This window comes from Micromonospora sp. NPDC006431, assembly GCF_042870725.1.
GTDB lineage: Bacteria > Actinomycetota > Actinomycetes > Mycobacteriales > Micromonosporaceae > Micromonospora.
Window position 1 is genome coordinate 1 of sequence record NZ_JBIAHQ010000003.1, and the last position, 12952, is coordinate 12952.

The following is a 12952-nucleotide window of genomic DNA, read 5'->3' on the forward strand; positions in this document are numbered from 1 at the left end:
CCTCTCAAACTTATTTTACTTTTTCCCCGCTCCAACCAACCCGGGTTATTGGACGCTGCGCCCCACCCAACTTAGAAATGGGGGTAAACCGCGCGGGGGGGGGCCCCCCCCCGGGGGGGCCCCCGCGCCGTTCGTCAGCGTGCGATCAATTGGTGCCGAGCACCGGCGGCGGGGCCGACTTGCCGTCGCCCCAGACCATCTCGTCCTCGGTCAGCCAGGTCAGCCGCTCCTCCGACTCGTCCTCGTCGGAGGTGCCGCGCCCGCCCAGGACGCCGTTGCGCCCGGCCATCGCGGGCCGCCCGTTGGTGCCCCGGCCACCGTTGGAGCGGCCCTCCGCGTTGATCGTGACGCCCCGCCCGGAGGCGAGCCGCCCGGTGCCGGCTGCGGACCGGTTCTCGGCCCCGGGCATGCCCCCGACCCTGGCCGTGCCGGGACCCGAGCTGGCCAGCGCGCCCGTGCCTCCGTTCGGCAGCCCGTAGAGCAGGCCCCCGCCGCCGTTCGGGACGGTGGTGGTGGGGGCGCTGGCGGTGCCGGTGCCGGGGAGGCCGGGGGTCGTCGGGCTGGTGACCATTTGGCCGGCGCCGGCGAGTGAGGTGCCGGCGGGGTCGACGACGCCCACCGAGCCGATCGTGCCGGGACTGCCCGCGCCCGGGTGCCCGGTCGGGCCCTCGCCCACCGTGCCGCTGCCTGGGCCCGTGTGGTGCACGCCTGACGTGGTCGCGGTGGCCCCCGCGGTGGGCCCGAAGGTGCCGGAGGTCGGGCTGGCGGAGGGGGTGCCCACAGAGGGGCCGTTCTTCAGCGTCGGGTTCGTCGGGTCGCCGTCGCCGGGCAGGCCCGGGTCCGGCGGCTCCGGCACGACGATCCGGCCGTAGGCGGAGAAGTCGTAACCCTCGGCGAGGTTGGCGACGACCTGCACCATCCGCTGGTGGGCCTTCTCCTGCTCCTCCTTGTCCTGCTGGTGACCGACGATGCCGCCGATCACCGCGCCCGGCAGCCCGCCGACCAGGAAGCCCTTGCCGGCGCCGGAGAGCAGCTTGTCGTTGTCGTCGGTCTCCTCCGGGCTCTCCGCCTTCGACTGGGCGGTGCGCAGCTCGGTGGCCATCATGTCGAGCGCCTGCCGGATGTCGGCCATGCCCTGCGCCAGGTTGCCGGAGTAGCCGACGACCAGGTTCAGCCGCCGGTGGAACTCCCGGGCGGCGTCGCCCGTCCAGGTCTTGGCCAGCGCGTCCAGGTCACTGGTCAGGTCCCGGCCGAGGCCCTCCAGGGTGTCCTTCAGCGAGCTCCACTGGGCGCTGAGCCCGTCGACCTGCTTCGGGTCGCCCGAGGTGACGCCCTGGTAGAGCTCCTTGTGGCTGACGTGCTCGTAACGCTGAACGTACTCAGACACGCGGATCCTCTCCCTTCGCCGGCCTCATCGCCGCATCCAGGCCGGAGAGGGCGGCGACGATGTCGGCCGCGGCGGCCGCGTTGCGTGCCTCGGCGGTCTTGTAGTTGGTCATGATCGTCTTGGTCGCCTTCTGGGCGGCCTCGATCGCCTGGCGCAGCCGCTCGACGTGGTTGGCGAAGCTCGTGTGCGTCTCGGAGTAGCGACGGGCGTTGCCGGTCGCGTCGGTGAAGGTGCCCAGCGCGGGCGGCCGGCACTGCATCTCCGTGTTGAGCTTCTTCAGCACCGACTCGGCCTCGCTGAGTCGCCGCCCCAGTCGCTGGTGAAAATCCTCCAGGGACAGTACGTCCACTGTCGTGCGCCCGGTCATGGCTGCATCCCCGTAGTCATCGTCGATAACCGTTGGTCACGCTCAGGTTAGTCGACCCGGCCCAGCCCGGGCGACCCGTGGCCGCCCCTATTCCACATCGGACGGCGGTCCGAGGTCAGCCACCCTGGGCCGGGCCCGCCCCCGACTGCTGGTTGCCGCCCGGGCCGGTCGTCGCGGAGCCAGCCGGCACGGCGCCCGGATCGAAGAAGGCCAGTGCGTGCTGCCGCCCCAGCGTCGGCCCGGTCGGCACCAGCGCCAGCAGGGATGCCGGCACCGCCGTCGGCGTCGCGTCGCCGTACCCAAGCGCGACCTTCGCGTTGGGCCCGAGCGGATAGCGGACCCCCTGCGCGGTCATCAGGTAGACCGTGGCGCCGGCCGCCGCCTTCCCGCTCTCCCCGGCCGTGGCCTGCACCAGCACGCCCTTGCCACCCGGCAGCAGCACGCTCTCGGCGGTCCGCACGGCGTCCCGGGAGGTCTGCCGGGCGGCCACCCCGGTCGCCGCCGTCAGCTCGGCCGGCGGCTGGTCGAAGACCTCCAGCGTGGTGACCGGCGGCTGGCCGGGCACCCCGGCCCGGTAGGTGGCGCACAGTACCGTCCGGCCGGCGCGGACCTCGTGCAGGGTGGGCAGCTTGTCCGGCAGGCCCTCGGGCTCCAGTCGCTGGTCGGTGAGGAGCTGGCCGGCCTGGTCCGGCGTGATGTCGGTGATCTGACCGCCGCCGCCGAGCAGCAGCAGCGCGGTCATCTCCTTGATCGCCACCAGTCCCTGCCGGGTCAGCACGTAGTGGTTGCCGGCGGCCCGGTAGACCTGGCCGACCTTCGCCGGGCGGTCACCCACCGTCAGGCCGCTGGAGCTGCCGTCCCCGTCGATGGTCGGCTTGCGCAGCGCCGGCCCCACCGGCACCGCGTTGAGCAGCTGCTGCCCCACGGTGAGGGTGGCCGCGCCGGCCATCTTCAACGCGACCAGCGCCTGCTCGTCACCGACCACTCGCAGCCGGGAACCGCCCGTGAGCAGGTACCGCGCCTCGTTCACCCGGACCAGGACCGCCCGGTCGGTGAGGGAGGTGCCGCCCGGCAGCGGCCGGTCGATCACCAGCCGGGTGGTGGAGCGCTGTGGATCGGCCGGGTCGGGCACGTCGCAGACCGACCAGGGGAGGCCGACGAGCGACTTGCGGTCCGGCACGTCGTCCGGGGCGCCCACGATGCCCACCGCCCGCCCCCGCGGGCGCTCCTTGATCGACGCCTGCGACATGGTGCGGACCGCCGGATCGGCCTCGTCGAGGATGAGCCGGGCGGAGGCGTAGTTCAGCGTCGGGTGCAGCACCCCGTCGGTGAAGACGTAGGTGGCTCCGGTCTCCCGCTCGATCACCAGCGTGTTCGACTCCAGCGGCGCGGCGTTGCCGGTGAGCTGGCCGTACGCGCCCGCACCGCCGAGCACGACGGCGGCGGCGATGACACTGCCGAACACCGCCATGCCGAGCCGGCGCATCGGCAGGTCGTTGGTCTCCGGGTCGCCGGAGAGCAGCGCGGAGACGATGCGGCGGGTGACGAAGCGGTACGCCTGCACCTGATCGCGGCGGGTCCGCATGGCTAACCTCCGGCAGGGGTGGGTCCGCGACGATCAGGTCCGAACGTCGCCGCGGGCTTCCCTACGATAAGGGGCCGGCGGCGGTTCACCGGGACCCCGCCCGTCCTCCGGCGACGCAACGCCGGGGCGGAAGCCCAGAATGTCCAGAAGGGACGCTCACCGATGACGCAGGTCCAGGCGCCACCCGGTCGTACGGCCACCGCCCCCGCCGCCCCGGCGGACCGCCCGATCATCCCGGCCGACCAGCGTCGGCGTGGTCGGCTCGGCCCGCTCGTCGTCGGTCAGCTCGTGGTGCTGGAGTGCGCCGCGCTGGCCGTCTGGTTCGCCACCGGTGGCCCCGCCTGGCTGCTCGCGTCGGTCGGCGTGCTGGCCGTGCTGGCCGTCGTCGCCGCGTTCGCCCGCCGAGGCGGCCGCTGGTGGTACGAGGACCTGATGCTCCGCCGCCGGCTGCGCCGCCGCCGCGGGCGGGCCCGGAGCGCCACGCCGTCCGGTGACCCGCGACTGGCCGCGCTCGCCCCGGAGCTGACCGTCGTCGAGCTCACCGAGCGCGGCACCCGGCTCGGCATCGGCCAGGACGACCGGGGCTGGTTCGCCGCGGTCGCGCTGACCGGCCGGCCCGGCGCGCCCGCCGGGTCGGTGGAGGCGGCGACGATGGACCGCGCCCTCGCGGTGCTCGCCGACTTCACCGGGCCGGTCACGCAGACCCAGGTCGTCTCGCACACCCTGGTCTGGTACCCCGCGCCGGGCGCCCCGCCGGCGGCGCACCGCACGATCTGGGTGGCGCTCCGCCTGTCGGTGTCCGACGCCCGCGCGGAAGCGGTGAGCCGGGGCGGCGGCATACGCGGTGTGCACCGGACCGTGGCGGCCGGGATCGGCCGGCTCGGCAAGACGCTGAACGCCGCCGGCCTCGGCCACCGGGTGCTGGGCCGGGACGAGCTGCACACCGCGGTGGTCTCCGGCGCCGGGCTGGACCTGGCCCCGGAGGCGCCGGTGGAGAGCTGGACCAGCCTGCGCGGCGGCGGCTGGACCCAGCGCTGCCTGGCGCTGCGGGTCCGCCCCAACGGATCGCTCGGCGCGCTGGTGGACGCCGTCACCGCCACCTCCGCGCCGTCACACACGGTCGCGGCGGTGGTGCTGCCGGGTGGCCGCCGGGTGCCTCCGCTGCTGCGGGTGGCGGCGATGGACGGGCATGCCGAGGCGCTGGTGAAGGTGGTCCGGGACGTGGCGAAGCGCAGCGGCGTGCCGGCCCGCCCGCTGGACGGGCAGCACGGCCCCGGCGTCTACGCCACCGCCCCGGTCGCCACCGCGATGGGCACGGTCACGGTCGAAGGTTGACGATCCAGCCGTAGAGGCCGCAGACCCAGACGGCCAGCGGCACCACGGCGATGATCAGCAGGATCTCGACGATGTCGAGGAGGCGACCCCAGACCGGCGAGATCCGCTTGCCCGCCACGGTGAGGCCGTAGATCAGGCCGATCACCGTGGTCAGCAGCAGCCCGCCCAGGATCAACCCCAGCCGGACCGGCAGCGACCCGGCGCCGAAGGTGGCCGCCGCGGCCAGTCCGAGACCGAGGGTGCCCGCGAGCAGCACCGGGGTGCGCTGCGCGCGGCCGATGAACGGGCGGGCCCGCAGCAGCGACAGCAGGGCCAGCACCAGGCAGAGCAGCACCGCCGGCAGCCGGCCGTTGTCGGCGAGCACCACCTGACCGCCGAGCACCAGCACCGAGACCGTCCAGAGCAGGCCGGTGAGGAACGCGTCGGCGCGCTCGCTGTTGCTCAGCACCTGCGGGCCGTCGACGGACTCGCTGTCGGTCTTCAGGTCGTCCGGCCCGGTCGGGATCGACGGCACCGGCAGCCGGGCCAGCCGGTAGGCGATCATCGGCAGCGCCGGCAGGGCGGCGAAGGCGACGGTCGCCACCACCGCCGCGGCGGCCGCCGCGCCGATGCCGAAGGCCAGGCAGAGCGCCGCGCCGATGCCGACGGCCACCCCCACCGCGACCGCGCCGAGGAACAGCGGCAGCCGGTCGCCGACGGCCAGCGCGGCCATTGCGCCGAACAGCACCGCCGCGGTCGCGGCCAGCAGCACGTGCGGGCTGGCCAGGTCGGCCAGCGCCCGGTCCCCGGCGAGCACCAGCAGGCCGCCGATCGCCGCGTAGCCGAGGCCGCCCATGGCCAGTATCGCGCCGGTACGGCTGTCGCCGGCCGCCCGGGACAGCACCGCGGCGCTCACCAGCAGGGCGACCGCGACCACCAGCGCGGCCAGCGCGCCGGGCAGCTGCGGCGGCCCGGCGAACAGCGCCGCCGCGGCACCGGCCGTCAGCGCGGCCCCGGCGAGGAGCACCGCGAACGAGCGGGTGGTGCCGACCTGCCAGGTGCCGGGGCGCTGGTTGGTGGCCGTGGCGACGGCATCCACCACGTCGTCGAAGACGATCTCCGGCGCGGCGGCGGCCCGAGGGTTGAAGTAGAGCACCTCGCCGTCCCGGACGCCGAGCTGCGCGGCGGTACGCCCACTGTCCAGCGGCTGTCCGCCGAGCCGGGACAGGCTCCATCCGCCGTGCCGCACGCCCTCGTCGGCGAGGTCCTCACCGGCGTACCGGAGCAGCGTGGGCAGCAGGTCGGCCAACGGGACGTCCGACGGCAACGCCAGATCCATCCTGGTGCGCGGCGCCACGATGGTGATCCGGCTCAGCCCGCCGGTCGCGGTCTTCGTCGCCACTGTGGCCTCCTCGTACTCGCCTACGATCCACCTCGGCCGGCGGCGTCGCCCCGACACGGGTCCACGGCGCCTCCGGGAGATTACCTACGATGGCGGTCGCACAGGTTGCCCACCCGACGACTCGGGCCGTTGGCAGACCACGATCAGGGCTGATTCTGGGGAGGAGACGCCGTGAGCACGGTGGTGTTCCGCCGACTGCCGCGTCAACCGGGGCCCGCGCTGCCGCGCGGCGAGGTGCTGCTGGAGTCTCCGCCCGAGCTGCCTGAGCAGCAGTCGCGGGGCATGGGGCAGGTGCTGATGATCCTGCCGATGCTCTGCGGCGTCGGCGCGATGGCCTTCCTGTACGCCGGCCGGGGCGGCGGCATGATGACGTACGTCGCGGGCGGCCTCTTCGGGGTGTCCATGCTTGGCATGGCGATCGGCACGCTGGGCAACGGCGGCAACAACAAGGCCGAGTTGAATGCCCAGCGCCGCGACTACATGCGGTATCTGGCCCAGATGCGCAAGCGCACCCGGCGGGCCGCCGAGCAGCAGCGTGCCGGGATGACCTGGCGGCATCCGGAGCCGGACGCGCTCTGGTCGATCGCCGCCTCGCGCCGGCTGTGGGAGCGGCGGATCACCGAGGACGACTTCGGTGAGGCCCGGATCGCGCTCGGCCCGCAGCGGCTGGCGGTGGAGATCGTGCCGCCGGAGACCAAGCCGGTGGAGGACCTGGAGCCGATGAGCGCGATCGCGCTGCGCCGGTTCGTCCGGGCCCACTCCACCGTGCCGGACCTGCCCACCGCGCTCTCGCTGCGCGCGTTCAGCCGGATCGTGCTGCGCGGCGACCGGGAGCCGTTGCTCGACCTGGCCCGGGCCGCCCTGGGCCAGCTGGTCACCTTCCACGCCCCGGACGACCTCATCGTGGCGGTGGTGGCCGCGCCCGACCGGCAGCCGGTGTGGGACTGGGTGAAGTGGCTGCCGCACGCCCAGCACCCGGGGCGTACGGACGCGGCGGGCGCGCGCCGGATGGTGTTCGCCAGCCTTGCCGAGGCGGAGGCGGCGCTCGCCAACGAGCTGGGCGGCCGGCCCCGCTTCGCCCCGGAGGCGAAGCCGCTCACCACCGCCCCACACCTGGTGGTGGTGCTCGACGGCGGCGAGGTCTCGTCGACCTGCGCGTTGATGGGTCCCGGCCTGCTCGGCGCCACGGTCATCGACCTGTCCGGCACGGTGCCCCGGGACGCCGGCCGCTGGCTGCTCTGCCTTGACACCGGTGACGGCAGCGGACTGGACCTGGTCCGCGGTGCCACGGCGTCGCGGCTCGGCCGGCCGGACCGGCTCAGCATGGCGGGTGCCGAGGGGCTGGCCCGGCAGGTGGCCCCCTACCGGCTCTCCCAGCAGCAGGGCGCCAGCACGGAGGAGCCGCTGGCCCGCAGCATGGAGTTGCCGGACCTGCTCGGCGTCGGCGATGCGGCGGCGGTGGACGTGCAGCAGACCTGGCGGCCGCGCAGCCACCGCGACCGGCTGCGGATCCCGCTCGGCCTCGGGCCGGACGGCAATGTGGTGGAGCTGGACTTCAAGGAGTCCGCGCACGAGGGTATGGGCCCGCACGGCCTGGTCATCGGCGCGACCGGCTCCGGCAAGAGCGAGCTGCTGCGGACGGTGGTGGGGGCGCTGGCCGTGACGCACTCGTCCGAGGAGCTCAACTTCGTCCTGGTCGACTTCAAGGGTGGCGCCACCTTCGCCTCGCTGGACGCGTTGCCGCACACCAGCGCGGTGATCACCAACCTCTCCGACGAGCTGCCGCTGGTCGACCGCATGCGGGACGCCCTGGCCGGCGAGATGAACCGGCGCCAGGAGGTGCTCCGGGCGGCCGGCAACTATGTCTCCCGGTACGACTACGAGAAGGCCCGGGCGGCCGGCGAGCCGCTGGAGCCGATGCCCAGCCTGCTGATCATCTGTGACGAGTTCAGCGAGCTGCTCGCCGCCAAGCCGGACTTCATCGACCTGTTTGTCATGATCGGCCGGCTCGGCCGGTCGCTCGGCGTGCACCTCCTGCTGGCCTCCCAGCGGCTGGAGGAGGGGAAGCTGCGCGGCCTGGACACCCACCTGTCGTACCGGATCGGTCTGCGTACCTTCTCGGCGGTCGAGAGCCGCATCGTGCTCGGCGTGCCCGACGCGTACGAGCTGCCGAGCGCGCCCGGTCATGGTTACCTGAAGACCGACACCAGCACCATGCTCCGGTTCCGGGCGGCGTACGTCTCCGGGCCGTACCGGGCGCCGGGGCAGGTGCAGCGGTCCACCCGGGCGCAGGTGCAGCGCCGGATCGTGCCGTACGGCATCGACTACGTGCCGGTGCCGGCCCTGCCGAGCCCGGCGGAGACCGCGCCGGAGCCGGAGCAGGCGGCCGACGGCAAGGCGGTGGCCATGCTGGACGTGCTGATCGACCGGCTCAAGGGGCGGGGGCGCCCGGCGCACCAGGTCTGGCTGCCGCCGCTGGCCGAGCCGCCGGGCCTGGCCGAGCTGCTGCCGCCGTTGAGCGTGCACCCGACGTTCGGCCTGACCACGGCGAACTGGCCGGGGCGTGGGCGACTTACCGTGCCGGTCGGCATCGTCGACCGCCCGTACGAGCAGCGGCGCGACCCGATGATGATCGACCTGTCCGGCGCGGGCGGCAACGTGGTGATCGTCGGTGCCTCGCTGAGCGGCAAGAGCACCATGCTGCGGTCCATGCTCGCCTCGCTGGCGCTCACCCACACGCCGCGCGAGGTGCAGTTCTTCTGCCTCGATTTCGGCGGCGGCGCGCTGCGCAGCCTGGAGCGGCTGCCGCACATGTCCGGGGTGGCCGGACGGCGGGACACCGAGGCGGTCCGGCGGACCGTGGCCGAGGTGGTCGCGATCATCGACGACCGGGAGCTGCGCTTCACCCAGCACGGCATCGACTCGATGGCCAGCTACCGCCGCCGCCGGGCGGCCGGGGAGTTCGCCGACGACCCGTTCGGCGACATCTTCCTGGTGGTCGACGGTTGGAACACGCTGCGCCAGGAGTACGAGGAGCTGGAGCAGATCATCACCAACCTGGCCAACCGGGGGCTGGGTTTCGGCGTACACGTGGTTGTCACGGCCGTGCGGTGGGCGGAGATCCGGATCAACATGCGGGACCTGCTCGGCACGAAGCTGGAGCTGCGGCTCGGCGACCCGGCCGAGTCGGAGATCGACCGGCGGGCCGCGCAGAACGTGCCGGTCGGCACGCCCGGCCGCGGTCTGACCCACGACAAGCTGCACTTCCTCAGCGGGATCTCGCGGATCGACGGCAAGCGCGACATCGAGGACCTGACCGAGGCGTCGGTCGCCCTGGCCGGGCACATCGCGGCCAACTGGTCGGGCCGCCCGGCGCCCAAGGTACGGCTGCTGCCGCGCAAGCTGCCGGTCGGCGAGCTGGCGAAGGTCATCGACCGGTCGGTCCCGGGCATCCCGATCGGCGTCAACGAGTCGGCGCTGGCCCCGGTCTACCTGGACCTGGCGGGCGAGCCGCACCTGACCGTGTTCGGCGACGCCGAGTGCGGCAAGACGAACCTGCTGCGGCTGATCGCCCGGGGCATCGCCGAGCGGTACACCCCGGCCCAGGCCCGGCTGGTCATCGCCGACTACCGCCGCGGCCTGCTCGGTGCGGTGGAGGGCGACCACCTGCTCGACTACGCACCGTCCAACCAGGTGTTCAGCCAGGGGCTGGGCTCGATCCGCAGCGCGCTGCAGAACCGCCTGCCCGGCCCGGACGTGACCACCGCCCAGCTGCGCGACCGGAGCTGGTGGAAGGGCCCCGACCTCTACGTCCTGGTGGACGACTACGACCTGGTCGCCTCCGGCGGCAGCAACCCGCTCAGCGCGCTGCACGAGCTGTTGCCGCAGGCCCGGGACATCGGCCTGCACCTGATCATCACCCGCCGGGTGGGCGGCGTGGCGCGCGCCCTATACGAGCCGGTGCTGCAGCGGCTGCGCGAGCTGGACTCGCCGGGCCTGCTGATGTCCGGCAGCCGGGAGGAGGGTGCGGTCTTCGGCAACCTGCGGCCGAGCCCGCAGCCGCCGGGTCGGGGCACCCTGGTCCGCCGCCGGGACGGCCAGCAGCTGATCCAGACCGCCTGGACGGAGCCGGCCTAGGGGCGGACGCCAGGCAAACGTTCCGATAGCGTCGGCCCGACCGTCGCGCGTGCAGAGAGGGACCCGTCGTGAGCAGCCCGTGGGGTTACGGTGGCGCCGGTGGCGCCGTGGAGAACATGTTGCGCCAGGCGCAGGAGCAGCAGCGCCGGCTGGCCGAGTTCCAGCAGCAGCGAGCGGACCTGCGGATGACCGGGGAGAGCCCGGACGGCCTGGTCCGGGTGACCGTGGACGGCGAGATGAAGGTCGGCGACATCGAGCTCAACGCGCGGGCGATGCGGCTGGACAGCTACTCGCTGGCGGAGTCGCTCCAGGCCGCCATCGACGCGGCGTACGCGGCCTTCAATGAGCGCCAGCAGGAGTTGCTGACCGAGATGCTCGGCGGCTCCGAGCTGGTCCGCCGGGCCCAGGAGGGCTCCCTGACCCCGGAGGACTGGTTCCGCCAGTTCGGTGTGGACCTGTCCGACCCGACCCGCGGCCTGCGTCGCTGAGCTGGGAGGAGGCGCGATGGCCAACAAGGTCGACGTCGACGCGATCCGGAAGGCGAGCAAGCTGCTCGACGCTCCGGACGGCCCGATCCAGTACCTGCGCAACGTGCAGGCGTTGCTGGAGGAGGTGAAGCTGCCGGGCGGCGCGCTGAGCCTCTTCGGCCACGGGACGGTGGCCCAGCACAACGCCTCGGTCGACGGGCACCTCGACAACGTCAAGACCGGTATCGACCACCTGCACAAGGCCGCGGAGCAGCTCGAGCAGAGCGCGAAGAACTGGGAGAAGTCGGACCAGCCCTGGGTGGTCAAGTGACCGGCCGGGCCAGCCACGGGGGGAGCATCTGATGCCACCGGAGATCTTCATCGCCAACGCCTCCGGCGCGGTGACCGGCACCGTCTCGGTCGCCGAGACGACGGCGCCGGTGCGTACGGCGGCGGCCGTCGCGCGCGGCAACTGGATGTGGATCGTCTTCTCGGGGATCCTGATCGGCTCGATCCTCTACCTGGAGACGTTCGACAACCAGGAGGTCAACGAGGCCATCAAGAAGTGGAGCGACGCCGCGAGCCTGCTCGGCTCGGAGCAGTTCGGCGCGGCGATCGCGGCGGTCCCGCCGGACCCGAAGGAGTGGGACTTCGACGACCGGGATGCGTTCGACCTCTTCATGCGCAAGCTGGGGGCGGAGATCAACTCGTTGGCCGAGGCGTTCAACGCCAACAAGGACACCCTCACCTCGGCGCGGGACGCCTACAACGACGCGGTCTCCGGGATGGCCCAGGCGCTCCTGCCGATCCTGGTCGCGGTGATCGCCTCGATCGTGTTCCAGTTCTTCCCCGGCACCACCGCGCTGGCCCAGGCGATCGGCATCGCCGGACTGACGGCTGCCTCCGCCATCCTGGTGATGGTCTTCGGGGACATCGGCGCGCTCCTGCACGCCGTGATGGCTGGCTTCAACACCAACAGCCGGTTCGCGTTCGTGTCGGACTCCCGCCCCGGCTGGGCGCCCACCGGCTCCGACCCGGACATCAAGGACATCAAGATCGACTGGGTCAAGGATTCCAAATTCTACCAGTGACGAGAGGGGTCGGGGTGTTCGCGGCGCTCTACTGGCTGTTCATGTACTTCCTGCTGACCATCCCGGTCTTCCTCGGCCTCGCCCTGGCGGCCCGGCTCACGGGCTCGGCAGGGGTCCGGCGAGCCGCCGAAGTGGTGATGCTCACCGGTGGCGTGGCGCTGCTTCCGGTGGTGCTCCAGCGCGCCTTCGAGCGGCCGGTGCTGTGGGCCGTGGTGGTGCTGCTGGCGGTACTGCTGGTGTTCGGGGTGATGATGCACGTCAAGTCGTACCGCCAGCCGTCCTGAGGCCGGTGCGGATCGAGGGGTCGTCCGTCCATATCGTACGGTCCGACAGGGAATGTGTTGTGGATCCTGGCTTGCCGGGAGACGACGATACGGGGACAGGGCTGCGCGGGTTGGACGTCGTCCGCTACGGTTCGGTTGAAGTGTCCGTCGGTGGGGTGTGTACGCCTTGCCGCGGGGGAGGGGCGCGGCGGATCCGCCGCCACGAAGATGACGGAAGGGTGTGAAGCATGGCGTTCGAGGTCAGTGCAGCGACTCTGCACACCGCCGCGAGTGACGTGCGGTCCACGCGCAGCGACGTCGACGGTGAGCTCAAGAAGCTGTGGAATGTCGTCGACGACCTGGCGATGGCCTGGAAGGGCCAGGCGTCCACGGGTTTTCAGAGCCTGATGACGCGCTGGAACGAGGACACGAACAAGCTCTTGACCGCGATGGACAACATCGCCGACCTGCTCGACAAGTCGGGTACGACGCACCAGGTCAACGACGAAGAGCAGCAGCAGATGCTGGACAAGTTCCACGCTGCTCTCAACCCGTGATCCGCGTAGTAGCCAGGTAGAGGAGGAACGATGAGCATCAAGGTCGACTACGCCGTCCTCGAGAGCAGCAACCAGCAGATGCAGGCCATCTCGCGGACCATCGACGAGAAGCTGGACACGCTGCGCTCGATGCTGACCAGGCTCGAGTGGGAGGGCCAGGACCGCGTCGCCTACCAGCAGCACCAGGCCCAGTGGGACGCCGCCGTGCGGGACATCAACAAGGTCCTAAACGACATCGGCCAGGCGGTCGGCATCGCCCGCGAGAACTACATGACCACCGAGATGAGCAACTCCAAGGTCTGGGGCAACTGACCCTACCGGCCCTGCTGCGGCTCCGCTCCGGCTCTGTCCGGGGTCGGGGCCGTAGTGCTTTTCCCGCGCC

At 72.7% G+C, this 12952-nt stretch carries 12 protein-coding genes; 8 read left to right on the forward strand and 4 right to left on the reverse strand.

Features of this window, described 5'->3' with window-relative positions; all coding sequences use genetic code 11:
* Positions 1-145 precede the first annotated feature (145 nt).
* From ACFYM6_RS06350 to eccB, 3 genes are all read right to left on the reverse strand, one after another.
* Positions 146-1387: a WXG100 family type VII secretion target gene (locus ACFYM6_RS06350; protein ID WP_387272835.1), complete on the reverse strand. Its 1242-nt coding sequence runs from the start codon at positions 1385-1387 to the stop codon at positions 146-148.
* On the reverse strand, positions 1380-1754 hold the full coding sequence (locus ACFYM6_RS06355) for a hypothetical protein (protein WP_387272837.1): 375 nt from the start codon (positions 1752-1754) through the stop codon (positions 1380-1382). Before ACFYM6_RS06355 ends, ACFYM6_RS06350 begins: the two co-directional genes overlap by 8 nt.
* Before the next feature lie 115 nt (positions 1755-1869).
* Positions 1870-3339: a type VII secretion protein EccB gene (gene eccB, locus ACFYM6_RS06360; RefSeq protein ID WP_387272839.1), complete on the reverse strand. Its 1470-nt coding sequence runs from the start codon at positions 3337-3339 to the stop codon at positions 1870-1872.
* A 162-nt stretch (positions 3340-3501) separates the two neighbouring features.
* On the opposite strand from eccB, the gene ACFYM6_RS06365 reads away from it, so the two are divergent.
* Positions 3502-4674, forward strand: a complete 1173-nt coding sequence (locus tag ACFYM6_RS06365) for a type VII secretion protein EccE (protein ID WP_357442237.1) — start codon at positions 3502-3504, stop codon at positions 4672-4674.
* On the opposite strand, the gene eccD is transcribed toward ACFYM6_RS06365, so the two are convergent.
* Positions 4658-6055 (reverse strand): type VII secretion integral membrane protein EccD, encoded by a 1398-nt coding sequence (gene eccD / locus ACFYM6_RS06370; protein WP_387272841.1) that lies wholly within the window; start codon positions 6053-6055, stop codon positions 4658-4660. The two genes, ACFYM6_RS06365 and eccD, sit on opposite strands and share 17 nt — an antisense overlap.
* A gap of 171 nt (positions 6056-6226) precedes the next feature.
* On the opposite strand from eccD, the gene eccCa reads away from it, so the two are divergent.
* The 7 genes from eccCa to ACFYM6_RS06405 all read left to right on the forward strand — a co-directional run bounded on the left by eccCa (position 6227) and on the right by ACFYM6_RS06405 (position 12882).
* Positions 6227-10192 carry a type VII secretion protein EccCa gene (eccCa, locus tag ACFYM6_RS06375; RefSeq protein ID WP_387272843.1) on the forward strand — a complete coding sequence of 1322 codons (3966 nt, stop codon included), beginning with the start codon at positions 6227-6229 and terminating at the stop codon, positions 10190-10192.
* 68 nt (positions 10193-10260) lie between these two features.
* A complete protein-coding gene (locus ACFYM6_RS06380; RefSeq protein WP_387272845.1) occupies positions 10261-10680 on the forward strand; it encodes a YbaB/EbfC family nucleoid-associated protein in 420 nt (139 codons plus the stop codon).
* A gap of 16 nt (positions 10681-10696) precedes the next feature.
* The gene (locus ACFYM6_RS06385) at positions 10697-10990 is read left to right on the forward strand and encodes a hypothetical protein (protein WP_387272847.1); all 294 of its coding nucleotides are present in this window, start codon (positions 10697-10699) and stop codon (positions 10988-10990) included.
* Between the two features lie 31 nt (positions 10991-11021).
* On the forward strand, positions 11022-11750 hold the full coding sequence (locus ACFYM6_RS06390) for a hypothetical protein (RefSeq protein WP_387272849.1): 729 nt from the start codon (positions 11022-11024) through the stop codon (positions 11748-11750).
* A complete protein-coding gene (locus ACFYM6_RS06395; protein WP_357442249.1) occupies positions 11747-12034 on the forward strand; it encodes a hypothetical protein in 288 nt (95 codons plus the stop codon). The genes ACFYM6_RS06390 and ACFYM6_RS06395 overlap by 4 nt, the downstream gene beginning before the upstream one ends.
* A 227-nt stretch (positions 12035-12261) precedes the next feature.
* Positions 12262-12570: a WXG100 family type VII secretion target gene (locus tag ACFYM6_RS06400; protein WP_073839146.1), complete on the forward strand. Its 309-nt coding sequence runs from the start codon at positions 12262-12264 to the stop codon at positions 12568-12570.
* 30 nt (positions 12571-12600) lie between these two features.
* The gene (locus tag ACFYM6_RS06405) at positions 12601-12882 is read left to right on the forward strand and encodes a WXG100 family type VII secretion target (RefSeq protein WP_073839147.1); all 282 of its coding nucleotides are present in this window, start codon (positions 12601-12603) and stop codon (positions 12880-12882) included.
* Positions 12883-12952 lie beyond the last annotated feature (70 nt).

Bases quoted from the DNA above. Each gene is read 5' to 3' on its own strand.
- ACFYM6_RS06355 (WP_387272837.1), bottom strand. From the start codon at position 1,754: ATGACCGGGCGCACGACAGTGGACGTACTGTCCCTGGAGGATTTTCAC.
- eccB (WP_387272839.1), bottom strand. From the start codon at position 3,339: ATGCGGACCCGCCGCGATCAGGTGCAGGCGTACCGCTTCGTCACCCGC.
- ACFYM6_RS06365 (WP_357442237.1), top strand. From the start codon at position 3,502: ATGACGCAGGTCCAGGCGCCACCCGGTCGTACGGCCACCGCCCCCGCC.
- ACFYM6_RS06385 (WP_387272847.1), top strand. From the start codon at position 10,697: ATGGCCAACAAGGTCGACGTCGACGCGATCCGGAAGGCGAGCAAGCTG.
- ACFYM6_RS06390 (WP_387272849.1), top strand. From the start codon at position 11,022: ATGCCACCGGAGATCTTCATCGCCAACGCCTCCGGCGCGGTGACCGGC.
- ACFYM6_RS06400 (WP_073839146.1), top strand. From the start codon at position 12,262: ATGGCGTTCGAGGTCAGTGCAGCGACTCTGCACACCGCCGCGAGTGAC.
- ACFYM6_RS06405 (WP_073839147.1), top strand. From the start codon at position 12,601: ATGAGCATCAAGGTCGACTACGCCGTCCTCGAGAGCAGCAACCAGCAG.